Here is a 16,072-nt window from a genome sequence, read left to right as displayed (position 1 = left end):
CGGCGCGGCGAGCTTGTCGGACCCCCGTCCTACGCTGCTCGCCGTGCCAGATCCCGTTCCGCTCCCGGCTGCCGCTCGGCAGCTGGCCTTCGATGAGCTCGATACCCCGCTGTATGCCACCACTTTCGTCGTCGTCGACCTCGAAACGACCGGGACCAGCGCTGATCGGGACGCGATCACCGAGATCGGGGCGGTGAAGGTGCGCGGGGGTGAGGTGCTGGGGGAGTTCGCGACATTGGTGAATCCGGGGTACGCGATTCCGCCCGCCATCGTGCAGATCACGGGGATCACCACGGCGATGGTGTACGACGCGCCACGGATCGAGGGGGTGTTGCCGGGGTTCTTCGAGTTCGCGGCGGGGGCGGTGCTGGTGGCGCACAACGCGCGATTCGACACCGCGTTTCTCAAAGCCGCCGCGGCGCGTCAGGACATCACGTGGCCCAATCCGCAGGTGTTGTGCACGGTGAAACTGGCGCGGCGGGTGCTCACGCGTGACGAGGCGCCGTCGGCGCGGCTCGGGGTACTCGCGCAGATCCTCGGCGCGTCGACGACACCCACGCACCGCGCGCTCGATGACGCCCGCGCCACCGTCGACGTGCTGCACGCGCTGATCGGGCGGGTCGGCAATCAGGGTGTGCACAGCCTGACCGAGCTGCTCGACTATCTGCCCGGCGTCACCGGAACCCAGCGCGCCAAGCGCACTTTCGCGACCGACCTGCCTGCCGCGCCCGGCGTCTATCTCTTCCGTGGACCGTCGGAGGAAGTCCTCTATATAGGGACGGCGGTGAATCTGCGTCGTCGCGTGCGCAACTACTTCACCGGCTCGGAGACCCGTGGCCGGATGAAAGAGATGGTGGCACTGGCGATTCGGGTCGATCACGTGGTGTGCGCGCACGGCCTCGAAGCCGGGGTCCGCGAGCTGCGGTTGCTCGCCGCGCACGCGCCGCCCTACAACCGCCGTTCGAAGTTCCCGAAGCGAGGGTGGTGGCTCACGGTCAGCGACGAAGCCTTTCCCCGGCTGATCGCCGTGCGTACCCCGACCCGAACTGCTGTGGGGCCGTTCAATTCTCGTGTCGACGCGGTAGATGTGGCGTCGACGATCGCCGAATTCGCCGGGCTGCGGACCTGCGCCACCCGCCTCACCCGCACGGCGAAACACACCTGTCCACCCGCCGTCGTCGGCGGCTGCCCCGCCGCACGTCACGACGGCGACCTCGACGCGCCGAGCTACGCCCCGGCCGTCGACGCGGTCCTCGACCTGTTCACCGGCCGCGCCGACACCCTGCTCCGCACGATGCTCGATCGCATCGAAACACATTCCGCCGCGCAGCATTTCGAGGCCGCCGCCCGCTTGCGCGACCGCACCGCCACCGTCGTCACCACGCTGCACCGCACCCAGCGACTAGCCGCCCTCGCCCGCCTCGCCGAACTGATCATCGCCCTGCCCGACGGCGCGGGCGGCTGGGAATTCTCCGTGATCCGCTACGGCCGCCTCGCCGCCGCGGGCACCGCGGCGCGCGGCACCCCACCGATGGCCGTCGTCGACCAGATCGTCGCCGCCGCCGAAACCGTGATCCCCGATCGGGGGGCCGCGACCACCTCGTCGGGCACCCACAGCGATCCGCCCGCGGAGCCCGACAACGACATCCCACCGCTGCGTGGGGCACCCCCGGAGGAAGTCGGAGTCATCGCTCGGTGGCTCGCCAAACCCGGTGCCCGGATCGTGCGCACCAGCGACGGCTACCGGGAACCGCTGCACGGTGCCGCCCGGTGGGTGGGCTGGGCACAGCTCGCGCGCACGGCCGCGACCACCAGGAGCGAGCAGGAGCAGTATCTGGCCGAACGTTGAACGAGCGTGTGCCGCGGCAGCTGGCCGAACGGGCGCGGAGCCGGTCCTGGATCATGGACCCCGACGTCGCGCATGGTGGCGAAGCCGAGGGACAAGGAGTGCGGTCGATGTTCGTGAAGGTGTGCGGTCTGACCACCGAGGAGCAGATCGACTGGGCGGTCGAGCTCGGGTACTCCGCGATCGGCGTCATGCTGACGACCAAGAGCAAGCGGTACCGCACCCCCGAACAGGCGCGCGCCCTCGCCGATCACGCGCGCGGCCGCATCACCACCTTCGCCGTCGCGCTCGAGGCGAGCGAAGTCGCCGAGGTGGCCGACGCGTTCGACATCGTGCAGCTCTATCGGTGGGCCGACCTGCCGAACCTGGCCTTCTGCTCGTCGAACCCCCCGGAGCCGGGGCAGACCAGCGAATACTTCTTCTACGACGCCAGCGCGGGATCCGGCGTCTTCGAGGAATTCCCCGACTGGGTGCGCGCGCAGCCGGGCCGCGTCGTGCTGGCGGGCGGCCTCGACCCGGACAACGTCGCCGATGTCATCGCCCGGCACCGGCCCTACGGCGTCGACGTGTCCAGCTCGGTGGAAACGGCACCCGGTGTGAAGAGCCGTGAACTGATGCGACGGTTCAAAGCGGCCACCGAGCGTCCCGAAGTTCTAGAGTGATCCCATGATTACCGCGATCGTGATGATCCAAGCGCAGAACTCTCGCATCCCCGAGACCGCGCAGGCCCTCGCCGACACCGAAGGAGTCGCCGAGGTGTACTCGTGCGCGGGCGACGTCGACCTGATCGCGATCGTGCGCGTCCGCGACCACGCGCACATCGCCCAGGTGGTCACGGCGGGTATCGACAAGGTGGACGGGGTGGTGCGCACCACCACCCACATCGCCTTCAAGTCCTATTCCAGCGCCGACGTGGAAGCCGGATTCTCGCTGGGGGAGTGAGCCCGCGGTTCAGCGCTCGTCGAGCACCTGGGTGAGTTCGGCCCAGCTCTGCAGCAACTTGCCCGCCGCCCCGCTGTCCACCGCGGCGGCGGCGCGCTCGAGCCCGCCGGCCAGCGCCGCGTCCAGGTCGAGATCCACATCGCCGACCCCGCGGGAGAGGTCGTAGGCCACGATCGCCGCGGCCGAATTCAACAGCACCGCATCACGAACAGGTCCGGCCGTCCCGGCGAAGACATCGCGGGCGACCTGGGCGTTGACCTGGGCATCCCCACCACGCAGGTCGTCCAGATCCACCCGGGGGATGCCGAGCCGCGTCGGATCGATCAGCGTGTGCCGGATCCGCCCGCCACTGACCACCCACACGTCGGTCAGATCCGAGGTGGTGATCTCGTCGAGCCCGTCGCGTCCACGCACCACCAGCGCACTCGCCCCACGCTCCGCGAACACCCCCGCGATCACCGGCGCGAGATCGGCGAACGCGCACCCGATCAGCCCGGCCCGCGGCTGGGCCGGATTGGTCAGCGGCCCCAGCACGTTGAACACGGTCGGAATGCCGATCTCCTTGCGCGCGGCACCGGCGAAACGCAGCCCGGAGTGGAACAGCGGCGCGAAACAGAACCCGATCCCGGCCTCGCGCACCGACCGCGCCACCGACTCGGGTCCGAGCGCGAGCTTGACTCCCAGCGCTTCGAGTACATCGGCACCACCGGACTTCGACGAAGCCGCCCGGTTCCCGTGCTTGACCACCGGCACCCCGGCCGCCGCCACGACCACCGAGGACATGGTCGAGATGTTCACCGACCCCGAACGGTCGCCGCCGGTGCCGACGACATCGACCGCGTCGCCTTCGATGCGGACCAGTCGCGCGTGCCCGAGCATCCCGGCCACCATGCCAGCCAGTTCGGTCGGCGTCGGGCCCTTGATCTTCATGGCCACGCCGAACGCCGCGATCTGGGCCGGGGTGGCGTTGTCGGTGAAGATCTCGTCGATCACCCAGGTGGTGTCGTCCGCGGCCAGGTCGCCACCGTCGGCGAGGGTTCCGAGCACCTGGGGCCAGCTGCGCACGCTCATCTGCTCTGCTTCTCCTTCGACGAGACCGGTGCGCCACTCCTGGATCGGGCGCGCGGAGGTGGCACAAGCTCTTTTGCGCCGTCGGGCAAGTTTACGGGGCGGTGCGTGGCGGCTGCAGCGCGTCCCAGCCGTCGGCCACGCCGTCGTGGCGCTGCGCGAGTCCGGCCATCCGTGAGCGTTCCTGCGAACAGGTCAGCGGATCGAGCCGCTGCACCCGCTGCAAGATGATCGGAACCAGCTCCTGCGCGGGGTCGGCGGCCTCGGCGCGTTCGTATCCGTCGTACCCGGCGATCTCGCACGCGGCCTCGATCTGCCCCGCGGGTAGCCGCAGATGATGACGCAACACCGCGTCGGCTTCCCGATCCAGCTCGCCTGCCCGGTCCAGCGCGGTCGAACAAGCCTCGACATCGTCGAAACTCGATGCGACCACGACGAGATCGTCACGCCTGGGGTCCAACTCCCGCGCCGACCCACCGAACAGTCGCCGCCACATCCGCACCACGACCATCGCCGCCTCCTCGTCTCAGCCTATCCACATCCAACGCTGTCACAATGAGTTGTCGCGCGATCGTCGCCAACACGCCGACGGAAGTCGTGGACCCCCTCTGTGCGTGGGTTTTCCGACTCACGCCACAAACTTTCGTACCCGGGTACATGTGTCGTACTACGAAGAGTCATACTTACCCCGTGACGACCGCAGTAGGCACCCCAGGATCGGCCATTACTCAGCGTGTGCATTCGCTGAACCGGCCCAACATGGTCAGCGTCGGAACCATCATCTGGCTGTCGAGCGAGCTGATGTTCTTCGCCGGCCTGTTCGCCATGTACTTCGTTGCGCGCGCGCAGGCGCAAGGCAGCTGGCCCCCGGAGCCGACCGAGCTGAACATGACGCTCGCGATTCCGGTGACGGCCGTGCTGATCGCGTCCTCGTTCACCTGCCAGATGGGTGTGTTCGCCGCGGAGAAGGGCGATGTGTTCGGTCTCCGTCGCTGGTACACGATCACCCTGCTGATGGGCGCGTTCTTCGTCGCCGGGCAGGGCTACGAGTACTACCACCTGGTGGAGGAGGGAACTTCGATCGCCGGCAGCTCGTACGGCTCGGTTTTCTACATCACCACCGGCTTCCACGGTCTGCACGTGATCGGCGGTCTGATCGCGTTCGTGTTCCTGCTCGTCCGCACCACGCTGAGCAAGTTCACCCCCGCCCAGGCCACCGCCGCGATCGTGGTGTCCTACTACTGGCACTTCGTCGACATCGTCTGGATCGGGCTGTTCGCCACGATCTACTTCGTCCGCTAGCGCGCGGCGCACACAGCATTTGCACAAGTCGGTTCCGTCTACTCCAAAGGGACACAGATGAGTTCATCTCCCCCGTCGGCCCCCGAGCCCGCCGGCCCCGGCGCCGGGCAGGCCGCACAGGCCGCCAAGGCGCGTAAACAGCGTCGCGCCCGCCGTCGTATCGCGGGTGCTCTCGCGCTGATGATCGGTTTGGTCGGAGCCGGCTTCCTGGCTACCGCGCTCACCCCCGAGCCGCAGGTCGCGACCGCGCACGAGGACCAGTCCGCGCTCATTCGCGAGGGCAAGCAGCTCTACGACACCTCCTGCGTCACGTGCCACGGCGCGAACCTGCAGGGTGTCGCCGATCGTGGTCCGAGCCTGATCGGCGTCGGCGAGGCCGCGGTCTACTTCCAGGTCTCCACCGGTCGTATGCCGATGGCCGTGAACGGCGCCCAGGCGCTGCGCAAGCCGGTGAAGTTCGACGGGCACCAGACCGACGCGCTCGGCGCCTACGTCGCCGCCAATGGCGGTGGCCCCTCGGTGATCCGCGATGCCAACGGTGAGATCGCCCAGGAATCGCTGCGCGGCGACGACATCGCCCGTGGTTCGGAGCTGTTCCGCATGAACTGCGCCTCCTGCCACAACTTCACCGGTCGCGGTGGAGCGCTCTCCGGCGGCAAGTTCGCGCCGCCGCTGGCCGAGGCCAACGAGCAGCAGATCTACCAAGCGATGATCACCGGGCCGCAGAACATGCCCAAGTTCTCCGACCGGCAGCTGTCGCCGGAGGAGAAGCGCGACATCGTCGCCTACGTCAGGAACTCCGCCGAGGAGAAGGCGCCCGGCGGCTGGGATCTCGGCGGTTTCGGTCCGGCCACGGAAGGCCTCGCCATCTGGGTCATCGGCATCACCGCCGTTGTGGGCGCAGCGATGTGGATCGGATCCCGATCATGAGTGGACAGGAGCACAGCGACATGGGTCGCGAACCCACCGAAGACGAACTGGACGCGATGACGCGTGACGAGCTGGTCGAGCTCGGCACCAATCGCGACGACGTCGATGTCGTCTACCGCAACGAGCGGTGGCCGGTGCCCGGCACCAAGGCCGAGAAGCGCGCCGAACGTGCGGTCACGTTCTGGTTCGCCATCTCCGGTCTGGCCGCCGCCGCGCTCATCGGTGTCTTCCTGTTCTGGCCGTGGGAGTGGAAGGGCTACGGCGACGAAGGCCATGCCGCCTACTCGCTGTACACCCCGCTCGTCGGCCTGACCTTCGGCATCTCGGTGCTGGTCATCGGGATCGCGGTCGTGCTGATCCGCAAGCGGTTCATCCCGGCCGAGATCTCCATCCAGCAGCGCCACGACGGCCCGTCGCCCGAGGTCGAGCGCCGCACCCTGGCTGCCGAGCTGGGCGACGCGCTCGAGACCTCCACCCTCGGTCGCCGCAAGATGATGCTCGGTACCGCGGGTGCCGGTGTCGGTGTGCTCGGTATCGGTGCCGCGCTGGTGTTCATCGGCGGCATGGTGAAGAACCCGTGGGCCAAGCGCGACAAGTCGCCGCTGTGGGTCTCGGGCTGGACCCCGGACTACCCGGGCGAGACCATCTACATCCGCCGCGACACCGGTCGCCCCAACGACATCGTGCTGGTGCGCCCGGAAGACCTGGACGCGGGCTCGATGGAAACCGTGTTCCCGTGGAAAGAGAAGTGGCGCGGGGATGCGCACGAAACCCTGCAGTCGTTGCGCGGTATCCGTAACGCGGTCATGATGATCCGCCTGCGCACCGAGGACGCCGAGAAGGCGATCAAGCGTAAGGGCCAGGAGAGCTTCAACTTCGGCGACTACTTCGCGTACTCGAAGATCTGCACCCATCTCGGCTGCCCCACCTCGCTGTTCGAGCAGCAGACCAACCGCATCCTGTGCCCCTGCCACCAGTCGCAGTTCCTGGCGACCGAGTGGGGTAAGCCGGTCTTCGGTCCTGCCGCCCGCGCACTGCCTCAGCTGCCGATCACCGTCAACTCCGAGGGCTTCCTGGTCGCCGCGGGCGACTTCATCGAGCCGCTCGGCCCGGCCTTCTGGGAGCGTCGTTCATGAGCCAGGTAAACGAGCTGGACGAGCGGTATCGCGCCGCCGCGTTCGTGAAACGCTCGATCAACAAGGTCTTCCCGACCCACTGGTCGTTCCTGCTGGGTGAGATCGCGCTCTACGCGTTCATCATCCTGCTGCTGTCGGGTGTGTACCTGACGCTGTTCTTCGACCCGTCGATGACCCACGTGGTCTACGACGGCGCCTACCAGCCGCTGCGCGGTGTCGGTATGTCGCGGGCGTACGAGACCGCGCTCAACATCTCCTTCGAGGTGCGCGGCGGTCTGTTCGTCCGGCAGATCCACCACTGGGCGGCCCTGCTGTTCGCGGCGTCGATCATCATCCACCTGTTCCGCATCTTCTTCACCGGCGCGTTCCGCAAGCCGCGTGAGGCGAACTGGGTGATCGGCTCGCTGCTGCTGATCCTGGCGATGTTCGAAGGCTTCTTCGGCTACTCGCTGCCCGACGATCTGCTCTCCGGTACCGGCCTGCGTGCCGCGTTCTCGGGCATCACCATCGGTATCCCGATCATGGGTACCTGGATGCACTGGCTGATGTTCGGCGGCGACTTCCCCGGCGACATCATCATCCCGCGCCTCTACATCGCGCACGTGCTGCTGCTGCCCGGCATCATCCTGGCGCTGATCGGCGCGCACGTGGCGCTGGTCTGGTACCAGAAGCACACCCAGTTCCCCGGACCGGCCCGCACCGAGCACAACGTGGTCGGCGCGCGCATCATCCCGGTGTTCGCCGCCGACCAGGGCGCGTTCTTCGCGTTCACCCTCGGCATCGTCGGCATCATGGGCGGTGTCCTGCAGATCAACCCGATCTGGAACCTCGGTCCGTACAACCCGTCCCAGGTGTCGGCGGGTTCACAGCCCGACTTCTACATGATGTGGACCGACGGCATGGCGCGTCTGATGCCGCCGTGGGAGATCTACATCGGCAACTACACCATCCCGGCGGTGTTCTGGGTCGCGCTCGTCATGGGTCTGGTGTTCACGCTGCTGATCGCCTACCCGTGGATCGAGAAGCGCCTCACCAACGATCACACGGCGCATCACAACCTGCTCCAGCGTCCGCGCGACGTGCCGGTGCGTACCGCGATCGGCGCCATGTCCATCGCGTTCTACGTGGTGCTCACGCTGTCGTGTGTCAACGACATCATCGCGCTGAAGTTCGACATCTCGCTGAACGCGACCACCTGGATCGGTCGGATCGGCGTGCTGTTGCTGCCGCCGATCGCGTACTTCGTGACCTACCGGTTCTGCATCGGTCTGCAGCGCAGTGACCGGGCGGTGCTCGAGCACGGCATCGAAACCGGTGTGATCAAGCGGCTGCCGCACGGCGAGTACATCGAGATCCACCAGCCACTGGGTGGGGTCGACGCACACGGCCACGCCATCCCGCTGGAATACCAGGGCGCCCCGGTGCCCAAGAAGATGAACAAGCTGGGTTCGGCGGGCAAGCCGGGCATCGGCAGCTTCCTCAAGGCCGATCCCAAGGCCGAGGGCGAGTCGTGGGCCGAGATCGAGGAGAACGAGGAGCACCGGATGCTCACCGTTCTCGCCGAGCAGCAGGCGATCGCCAACAGCAGCGAGCCGTTCGGGCACTGACCCGACAGCGCGAAGCACGAAGGCCCCGAGTCGAATTCGACTCGGGGCCTTCGCTGTTGTGGTGCTACAGGCGCGGGGTGCGCCGGTAGGTCTCGATGGCCTCGAATTTGGCCAGGTTGTGGCGGGCGTCGGCGAGGGCGTCGTGCGCGTCGTCGGGGATGGGCGGCAGGGCGGGGCTGCCGTTGACAGCCCAGTGCTGGCGTAGCTCGTTGGTGTAGCGCGGCATGCCCTTGGGCAGCGCGGTCATGTCACCCCACAGCTGGCACAGCGCCACATGGTCGTAGGCGCCCACCCAGGCCCACAGCTCCGGCTGCACGCTGGGCCGTGGCAGGAAGAACTTGAACAGGTCGTCGCGGATCTGTTCCCTGGTGCGATACAGCGGGGACCCAGCGGGCGGTAGCTTCGGCAGCACATGCTTGCGGACCCACGGTCCCGCTCTGCCCGCATCGAATTCGGTGGAGACCGCATAGTATTCGCGCCCGTCCTCGCAGACGACGCCGATCGAGACCAGGTCGATCGTCGTGCCGTCTTCGATGAATTCCGAATCGTAGAAATATCGCAGGGAGATCGCCTCTTCGTGCTGGTGGGGTGCCGTGCCGTCTGATCGAAACCCTATGTCGGCGGTCGGCCTGCCGGACGCACGGGTCCGGGTACCGCGAATATTCGCCCTCACAGCGAACCAACAGCTTCGCCGGGCAGGATGACCCGGGTGCGGGTGCTGGTGGTGGAAGACGAGATAGTGCTGGCCGACGCGATCGGCACGGGATTGCGTCGCTACGCGATGGCGGTGGACGTCGTCTACGACGGTGACGCCGCCTTGGAGAGAGTGCCGGTGAACGACTACGACGTCGTCGTCCTCGACCGCGACCTGCCCGGTGCCTCCGGCGACGAGGTGTGCCGCTGGATGATCGAGCACGAAGTGCACAGCCGGGTGCTGATGCTGACCGCGGCGACCGCGATTCGCGAGCGGGTCGCCGGGCTCGGGCTGGGTGCCGACGATTATCTGACCAAACCGTTCGCCTTCGCCGAGCTGGTCGCGCGGGTGCAGGCGCTCGGGCGCCGGGCCAGGCCGGCGACACCGCCGATCCTCACGCGTGCCGGCCTGCGTCTCGACGTGCACCGATGCGCGCTCACCCGCGATGGTGTGCCGATCGCCCTGTCGCGCAAGGAGTTCGCGGTGCTGGGTGAGCTCATGCGCGCGGATGGGGGCGTGGTGTCGACCGAACAGCTGTTGGAGAAGGCATGGGACGAGAACATCGACCCGTTCACCGGGGTGGTGCGGTACGCGATCATGATGCTGCGACGCAAACTCGGAGAACCGGCGTTGATCGAGACCGAGCCGGGCATCGGCTACCGGATCCGATGAGCAACTCGCGCTCGACCATCCGTGTGCGGTTGACGCTGCTGTACGCGGGATCGTTCTTCGTGGCCGGTGCGGTGCTGATCGGGCTGATGTACTTCTCGCTCGAGCAATGGCTGGAGCAGCGGCCCATGGCGGCCACCCACATGATCATCAGCAAGCATCTGGCGCTGGGTGACCGGGCACCGGCTGCCGACCGGTTGGCCGAGGCCATCGTCGCGCAGGCCGAACAGGAGCGTCGCGAAGTCCTGCGGGCGATGCTGCTCTCGTCGTTGACCGCGCTCGTTGTGGTCGGGATCGCGGCGGCGGGTTTCGGCTGGCTGCTCGCCGGGCGCGCACTGGCGCCGCTGCAGCGGGTCACCGCGACGGCGCGCCGGGTCGCCGACCGCAGCTTGCACGAACGGATCGCGCTGGAAGGGCCACCCGACGAGATCAAAGACCTCGCCGACACTTTCGACGCGATGCTCGAGCGGCTCGATCGCGCGTTCGACGGCCAGCGTCGCTTCGTCGCCAATGCCTCCCACGAACTGCGCACGCCGCTGGCGATCAACCGCACCTTGATCGAGGTGGCGTTGGATCGGCCCGATCCGCCCGCGTCGCTGCGCCAGCTCGGTGAGACCCTGCTCGAGGTCAACGGACGGCACGAACGCCTCATCGAGGGATTGCTGCTGCTGGTTTCGAGCGAGCAGCTGCTCACCGAACACCGGCGATGCGATCTCGCCGATCTCGCACGCCATGTGGCTGGGTCGAGCGCCGGTGAGGCCGCTGATGCCGGAGTCACGGTGGAGTGTTCGCTCGCCGCTGCCCCGGTCGACGGCGACCCGATCCTGCTGGAGCGGCTGGTACACAATCTCGTCGACAACGCGGTGCGCTACAACGTGTCCGGCGGCCTGGTGCGCATCCGCTGCGAGAGTGCGGAGGAATCTGTTCGGCTGGTGGTCTCGAACACCGGGCCGGTGGTGCCGGTGTTCGAACTCGACGGCTTGTTCGAGCCGTTCCGCCGCGCGGCCGCGATCACCCGCCGAGCCGACGAGCCCGGCGCGCGCCGGGGCGCCGGGCTCGGGCTCTCGATCGTCCGGTCGGTGGCGCACGCGCACGGTGGCTCCGTGCGCGCGGCCGCCGATCCCGCCGGCGGGCTGATCGTCACGGTGACACTGCCCGCCGCCGGAACCCCGAACACCGGCCTCGGGTGATCAGTAGTTGCCGCACACCTCGAACACCTCGCGCATCCCGGCATGCTGCCCGGCGTGCTCGCCGGTGCGGTGTCCAGCGTGCGCGCCCTGTCGCTGCTGGACGGCGATGCGCCGCTCCTCGGGCGTCTTCGACAGCAGTTCGGCGAGTTTCGCCCGATGCTCGGGGTGCTGTGCCAGCTTCGCGGCGAGGTCGGGGGCGTGGGCGAGTGCGGCGGCCTCGATCTGTTCCAGCGAACAGGTGGTGTCGAGCATCGGATGCGTCCGGTCGGCCGGTGCGGCGGCCGCCATACCGATGGTGCCCATAGTGGCGAGTGCGGCGAGGCCGATCACCAGCGCGGTGCGGACAGTCGTGCGTTCGGGCAGGTTCGTCTTCATCTTCGGTAGACCCTTCTGATCGTGTGGTCGCGGTGTCGTGACCGCATGCCAGTCCACCAACCTGCCCGTTTGCCCGGTGTGAGGAAGCGCTGACACGGCCGGACGGAGCGGCCCGGGGGTAGGCCCCGCCAGAGCGGGTCCGTATTCTGATCTGGTGACCTGGACCGTCGACGTACCCATTGACCGCCTGCCGGAACTGCCGCCGTTGCCCGCCGAGTTGCGCGGTCGCCTCGACGCCGCGCTGGCCAGGCCCGCCCTGCAGCAGCCGTCGTGGGACGCCGACGAGGCCGCCGCCATGCGCACCGTGCTCGAGAGCGTGCCACCGATCTGCCTGCCCGCCGAAGTGGAGGACCTCAAGGCGCAGCTGGCCGCCGTCGCGCGCGGTGAGGCGTTCCTCATGCAGGGCGGCGACTGCGCGGAGACCTTCGCCGACAACACCGAACCCCACATCCGCGGCAATATCCGCACACTCCTGCAGATGGCCGTCGTGCTCACCTACGGCGCGAGTCTGCCGGTGGTGAAGGTGGCGCGGATCGCGGGCCAGTACGCCAAGCCGCGCTCGTCCGACACCGACGCGCTCGGCCTGAAGTCCTACCGTGGCGACATGGTGAACTCGCTCGTCGCCGACGAGGCATTGCGCCGCCACGACCCGTCGCGCCTCGTCCGCGCCTACGCCAATGCCAGCGCCGCGATGAACCTGGTCCGCGCCCTCACCAGCGCGGGCACCGCCGACCTGCACCGCCTGCACGACTGGAACCGCGATTTCGTCGCCCAGTCGCCCGCGGGCGCGCGCTACGAGACCCTCGCCGAGGAGATCGACCGCGGCCTGCGCTTCATGGCCGCCTGTCAGGTCAACGACCCGAGCCTGAAGACCGCGCGCATCTACGCCTCGCACGAGGCGCTGGTCCTCGACTACGAGCGCGCCATGCTGCGGCTGAGCGAGTCCGAAACGGGCGAACCGCTGCTCTACGACCTGTCCGCGCACTTCTTGTGGATCGGTGAGCGCACCCGTCAGCTCGACGGCGCCCACATCGCGCTGGCCGAACTGCTCGCGAACCCGATCGGCCTCAAGATCGGGCCGACCACCACGCCGGAGCTGGCCGTGGAATACGTCGAGCGGCTCGACCCGAACAACGAGCCGGGCAGGCTCACCCTGGTCGCCCGCATGGGCAACGGCAAGGTGCGCGATGTGCTGCCCCCGATTATCGAGAAGGTGCAGGCCACCGGCCACCAGGTCATCTGGCAGTGCGACCCCATGCACGGCAACACCCACGAGTCGTCCACCGGTTTCAAGACCCGCCACTTCGACCGCATCGTCGATGAGGTCCAGGGCTTCTTCGAGGTCCACCACGCCCTCGGCACCCACCCCGGCGGCCTGCACATCGAGCTGACCGGCGAGAACGTCACCGAGTGCCTGGGCGGCGCCCAGGACATCTCCGACCTCGACCTCGGCGGCCGCTACGAAACCGCCTGCGACCCGCGCCTGAACACCCAGCAGTCGCTGGAACTGTCGTTCCTGGTCGCAGAGATGCTGCGCTGAGTTTTTGGAGCGCTGGCGCGCTCGAGTTCGCGGCCCCGCCGGTCCCGCTGTTCAGGCACCGTTGCTTGCTCCTTCGTCGCCTACGCAACGGCACCTGAACAGCGGGACGGCCGCGAACCGCCGCTGCGCGGCGGACCCTCCTCGAGGTCGGGTCGTGCGCGGTTGACGAGCCAGGGGCGGTCAGCGAGGACCGCGACCGGGCTTCTCCTTCTCGGGATCCTTACCCCTTCAAGGCAGGGCGGTGAGCGTCACGACGCTGCCCGCCTCCACGTTGGAGTTGATGCCGGGCACCTGGCCGATGACCAGGGAACCGTCGGAGTCGGTGAGGGACTTGACCTCCACCCGCAGGCCGAGCTGTTGCAGCTTGGAGCGGGCATTGCCGACGCTTTGACCCATCACATTGGGCACCTTCACCGCGTTCGAAACGATCAGCGTCACGGTGTCGCCCGATTGCAGGGTGGTGCCGACGGCGGGTTCGGTGGCGATCGCCTTGTCGCCCTCGACGTTCTTGTCGAACTGCACCCGCGTCTCGCGCACGACCAGGCCCGCGGTGGTCAGCGCACTTGCTGCCTCCTCGGCGGTCTTCCCGCGCACATCGGGCACATTGACCGGCTGAGATCCCTTGCTGCGGTACACCTTCACCTGCGCGCCCATCGGCAGGATCGTGCCCGGCGCGGGCTCCACCTTCGCCACCGAACCCTTCGGCGCGGTACTCGCCGCCTCACCACTGTCGATCGGCTGCAGGCCCGCATCGCGGATCGCCTGATTGGTCGCGCTGAGCTGGTCGCCGGGCTTGACATCGGGCACTCGTGGTTTGCCGTTGGAGATCAGCACCGCGATCGTGGAACTCTTGGTCACCCGCGAACCGGCCGACGGATCGGTGCCGACGACCCCGCCCACCGGGATCGTGTCGGAGGCCTTCTGCCGCAACGCCGTCTCGAAACCGGCTTCGTGCAGGACCGCGACGGCCCGCTCGGAGTCCATGCCCGCGATCGGCGGCACCGAGGAGTAGCGGCCGACGCCGAGCCACCAGCCGCCGATGCCGACCAGCAGGGTCAGCACGGTGACGATGCCCACCCACACCAGACCTGTTCGGCGAGAATGATTGTCGCCGTTGCCGAACGCGCTCGCCGCCGGTGCGGGGGAGTATTCCTCCTGCCGTGGGCGCTGTGCGGTCACCACCCTGGTGTGGTGCGGTTCGGGTGCTGGGGAATGGTGTGCGGCGACATGATGTGGGGTCGCCGGGCGCTCGCCGGGATGATGCGCGGCGCCGGTCTGATAGCTCTCACTGAGATGTTCGGCCGAATCCCGTGGTGCGGGCACCCGGTACGGCGGCAGGTTCAGTTCCATCGCGATCGTCTGCAGTTTCGCCGCCATCTCGTTGGCGTCGGCGAAACGCTGCGCGGGGTCACGGGAGGTGGCCTTGGCGACCAGCGCGTCGAATTCGGGCGGCACGCCACCGATGAAATTGCTCGGCGCGGGCACGTCGTTCTCGACCCGCTGATACGCCACCGACAGCGAGTTGTCGCCGGTGAACGGCACCCGCCCGGTGAGCAGCTCGAAGATCAGGACGCCGAAGGAGTACACGTCACTGCGGGCGTCGGCGGTGCCGGTGGTGACCTGCTCGGGGGAGAGGTAGGCGGCCGTACCCAGGATCACACTCGCGGAGGTGGTATTGGCCGCGGCCACGGCGCGGACCAGGCCGAAGTCGGCGATCTTCACCTCACCCGCGTCGGAGATCAGCACGTTCTCGGGCTTCACGTCGCGGTGCACCAGCCCGGCGTCGTGGGCGGTGCCGATCGCGCGCAGCACCGGTTCGGCCACGGCGCGCACGGCGTGCGGCGGCATCGGCCCGCGTTCGCGCAGCAGCTCACGCAGCGTGCCGCCCTCGACAAGTTCCATGATCAGGAACGGGTATTCGCCGTCGACGCCCTGGTCGTACACCGCGACCAGCGAGGGATGCTTGAGTTTGGCCACTGCCCGCGCCTCGAACTCGAAACGGCTGAGAAACTGCGGGTCGCCGGCGAACTTCGGGTCCATCACCTTGATCGCCACGGGGCGATCGAGCCGGGTGTCGGTCCCACGGAAGACCATCGACATCCCGCCGCGAGCGATCGGCGCATCGATGCGATAGCGCCCTTCCAGCATCTGGCCGATCAAGTGATGTCCTCCGGCATTCAACCGGCCGCCGTGTGCGGCCACCACGATGGTAACCGGGTGGTGTCGGCATGCCAGACGATGCGTGCGCGCTGACACGTACTACCGTTGTGCGGGTGAGTGCCTTCCCCTGCAGCAACGACGTGCTGCCCGACACCGAAACCATCGTCTCGCTGCCGGAGGCGGCCGATATTCTCGGCGTCCCGGTCACCTCGGTGCACCAACTGCTGCGTGACCACCAGGTCCTCGCGATCCGCCGCGACGGCATCGCAGGCATTCCGTCTCGCTTCTTCGACGATGAGGACGAGATCGTCCGCATGCTTCCCGGCGTGATCACCGTCATGCGTGACGCCAAGTACACCGACGAGGACATCCTCGGCTGGCTCTACACCGACGACCCCACCCTCCCCGGTCGCCCGGTCGACGCCCTGCACGGCCAATTGGCCCGCGAAGTGGTTCGCCGCGCCCACGCCGAACCCTTCTGATCGTCACGCCGGATCGAACGGGTTCGGTCCGGCGGGCGACTAGTGTGTCACGCCTGAAATAAGCCAGATAAATTGTTAGCCTGTTTGCGTGTCGAATCGTGGGCCTTCTGCTGTTGAGATCGTTGTGTCCG

The 16,072-nt window shown here is 68.1% G+C and carries 16 protein-coding genes; 11 read left to right on the top strand and 5 right to left on the bottom strand.

Annotated elements, in window-relative coordinates; genetic code table 11:
* The first annotated feature begins 43 nt into the window (after positions 1-43).
* The 3 genes from ACFWPK_RS30740 to ACFWPK_RS30730 all read left to right on the top strand — a co-directional run bounded on the left by ACFWPK_RS30740 (position 44) and on the right by ACFWPK_RS30730 (position 2,788).
* Positions 44-1,849 carry a DEDD exonuclease domain-containing protein gene (locus tag ACFWPK_RS30740; RefSeq protein ID WP_378921741.1) on the top strand — a complete coding sequence of 602 codons (1,806 nt, stop codon included), beginning with the start codon at positions 44-46 and terminating at the stop codon, positions 1,847-1,849.
* 107 nt (positions 1,850-1,956) lie between these two features.
* Positions 1,957-2,508 carry a hypothetical protein gene (locus tag ACFWPK_RS30735; RefSeq protein ID WP_378921739.1) on the top strand — a complete coding sequence of 184 codons (552 nt, stop codon included), beginning with the start codon at positions 1,957-1,959 and terminating at the stop codon, positions 2,506-2,508.
* Positions 2,509-2,512: 4 nt separating this feature from the next.
* Positions 2,513-2,788: an Lrp/AsnC family transcriptional regulator gene (locus ACFWPK_RS30730; protein WP_378921737.1), complete on the top strand. Its 276-nt coding sequence runs from the start codon at positions 2,513-2,515 to the stop codon at positions 2,786-2,788.
* A gap of 9 nt (positions 2,789-2,797) precedes the next feature.
* On the opposite strand, the gene trpD is transcribed toward ACFWPK_RS30730, so the two are convergent.
* Both trpD and ACFWPK_RS30720 read right to left on the bottom strand, forming a co-directional pair.
* Positions 2,798-3,859 carry an anthranilate phosphoribosyltransferase gene (gene trpD, locus ACFWPK_RS30725; RefSeq protein ID WP_378921735.1) on the bottom strand — a complete coding sequence of 354 codons (1,062 nt, stop codon included), beginning with the start codon at positions 3,857-3,859 and terminating at the stop codon, positions 2,798-2,800.
* 91 nt (positions 3,860-3,950) lie between these two features.
* Complete coding sequence (locus tag ACFWPK_RS30720) at positions 3,951-4,367, bottom strand: hypothetical protein (RefSeq protein WP_378921734.1); 417 nt, start codon at positions 4,365-4,367, stop codon at positions 3,951-3,953.
* 179 nt (positions 4,368-4,546) lie between these two features.
* Between ACFWPK_RS30720 and ACFWPK_RS30715 the strand changes: the two genes are divergently transcribed.
* The 4 genes from ACFWPK_RS30715 to ACFWPK_RS30700 are packed head-to-tail and all read left to right on the top strand — an operon-like array spanning position 4,547 to position 8,831.
* Complete coding sequence (locus tag ACFWPK_RS30715) at positions 4,547-5,158, top strand: heme-copper oxidase subunit III (RefSeq protein ID WP_378921732.1); 612 nt, start codon at positions 4,547-4,549, stop codon at positions 5,156-5,158.
* Between the two features lie 57 nt (positions 5,159-5,215).
* Positions 5,216-6,088: a c-type cytochrome gene (locus tag ACFWPK_RS30710; RefSeq protein WP_378921730.1), complete on the top strand. Its 873-nt coding sequence runs from the start codon at positions 5,216-5,218 to the stop codon at positions 6,086-6,088.
* Positions 6,085-7,224: a ubiquinol-cytochrome c reductase iron-sulfur subunit gene (locus tag ACFWPK_RS30705; protein WP_378921728.1), complete on the top strand. Its 1,140-nt coding sequence runs from the start codon at positions 6,085-6,087 to the stop codon at positions 7,222-7,224. The genes ACFWPK_RS30710 and ACFWPK_RS30705 overlap by 4 nt, the downstream gene beginning before the upstream one ends.
* Complete coding sequence (locus tag ACFWPK_RS30700) at positions 7,221-8,831, top strand: cytochrome bc complex cytochrome b subunit (RefSeq protein WP_378921726.1); 1,611 nt, start codon at positions 7,221-7,223, stop codon at positions 8,829-8,831. Before ACFWPK_RS30705 ends, ACFWPK_RS30700 begins: the two co-directional genes overlap by 4 nt.
* A gap of 64 nt (positions 8,832-8,895) precedes the next feature.
* Here the strand turns inward: ACFWPK_RS30700 and ACFWPK_RS30695 are convergent, their stop codons facing one another.
* Positions 8,896-9,393: a polyadenylate-specific 3'-exoribonuclease AS gene (locus ACFWPK_RS30695; protein WP_378921815.1), complete on the bottom strand. Its 498-nt coding sequence runs from the start codon at positions 9,391-9,393 to the stop codon at positions 8,896-8,898.
* 147 nt (positions 9,394-9,540) lie between these two features.
* On the opposite strand from ACFWPK_RS30695, the gene ACFWPK_RS30690 reads away from it, so the two are divergent.
* Together ACFWPK_RS30690 and ACFWPK_RS30685 are read left to right on the top strand one after the other, a co-directional pair.
* Complete coding sequence (locus tag ACFWPK_RS30690; RefSeq protein ID WP_378921724.1) at positions 9,541-10,197, top strand: response regulator transcription factor; 657 nt, start codon at positions 9,541-9,543, stop codon at positions 10,195-10,197.
* A complete protein-coding gene (locus tag ACFWPK_RS30685) occupies positions 10,194-11,384 on the top strand; it encodes a sensor histidine kinase (protein ID WP_378921722.1) in 1,191 nt (396 codons plus the stop codon). The genes ACFWPK_RS30690 and ACFWPK_RS30685 overlap by 4 nt, the downstream gene beginning before the upstream one ends.
* On the opposite strand, the gene ACFWPK_RS30680 is transcribed toward ACFWPK_RS30685, so the two are convergent.
* Positions 11,385-11,759 (bottom strand): hemophore-related protein, encoded by a 375-nt coding sequence (locus ACFWPK_RS30680; protein WP_378921720.1) that lies wholly within the window; start codon positions 11,757-11,759, stop codon positions 11,385-11,387.
* Positions 11,760-11,913: 154 nt separating this feature from the next.
* Between ACFWPK_RS30680 and ACFWPK_RS30675 the strand changes: the two genes are divergently transcribed.
* Positions 11,914-13,299: a class II 3-deoxy-7-phosphoheptulonate synthase gene (locus ACFWPK_RS30675; protein ID WP_378921718.1), complete on the top strand. Its 1,386-nt coding sequence runs from the start codon at positions 11,914-11,916 to the stop codon at positions 13,297-13,299.
* 228 nt (positions 13,300-13,527) lie between these two features.
* On the opposite strand, the gene pknB is transcribed toward ACFWPK_RS30675, so the two are convergent.
* A complete protein-coding gene (gene pknB / locus ACFWPK_RS30670) occupies positions 13,528-15,480 on the bottom strand; it encodes a Stk1 family PASTA domain-containing Ser/Thr kinase (RefSeq protein WP_378921814.1) in 1,953 nt (650 codons plus the stop codon).
* 92 nt (positions 15,481-15,572) lie between these two features.
* Between pknB and ACFWPK_RS30665 the strand changes: the two genes are divergently transcribed.
* Entirely contained in the window at positions 15,573-15,941 is a 369-nt protein-coding gene (locus ACFWPK_RS30665) for an Rv2175c family DNA-binding protein (protein WP_378921716.1), read from the top strand.
* Positions 15,942-16,072: the final 131 nt, after the last annotated feature.

Origin of the sequence: Nocardia sp. NPDC058519, assembly GCF_042719755.1 — a bacterium.
GTDB lineage: Bacteria > Actinomycetota > Actinomycetes > Mycobacteriales > Mycobacteriaceae > Nocardia.
Note: the sequence above shows the minus strand (reverse complement) of the source record. Positions and strands in the feature narration are given on the sequence as shown.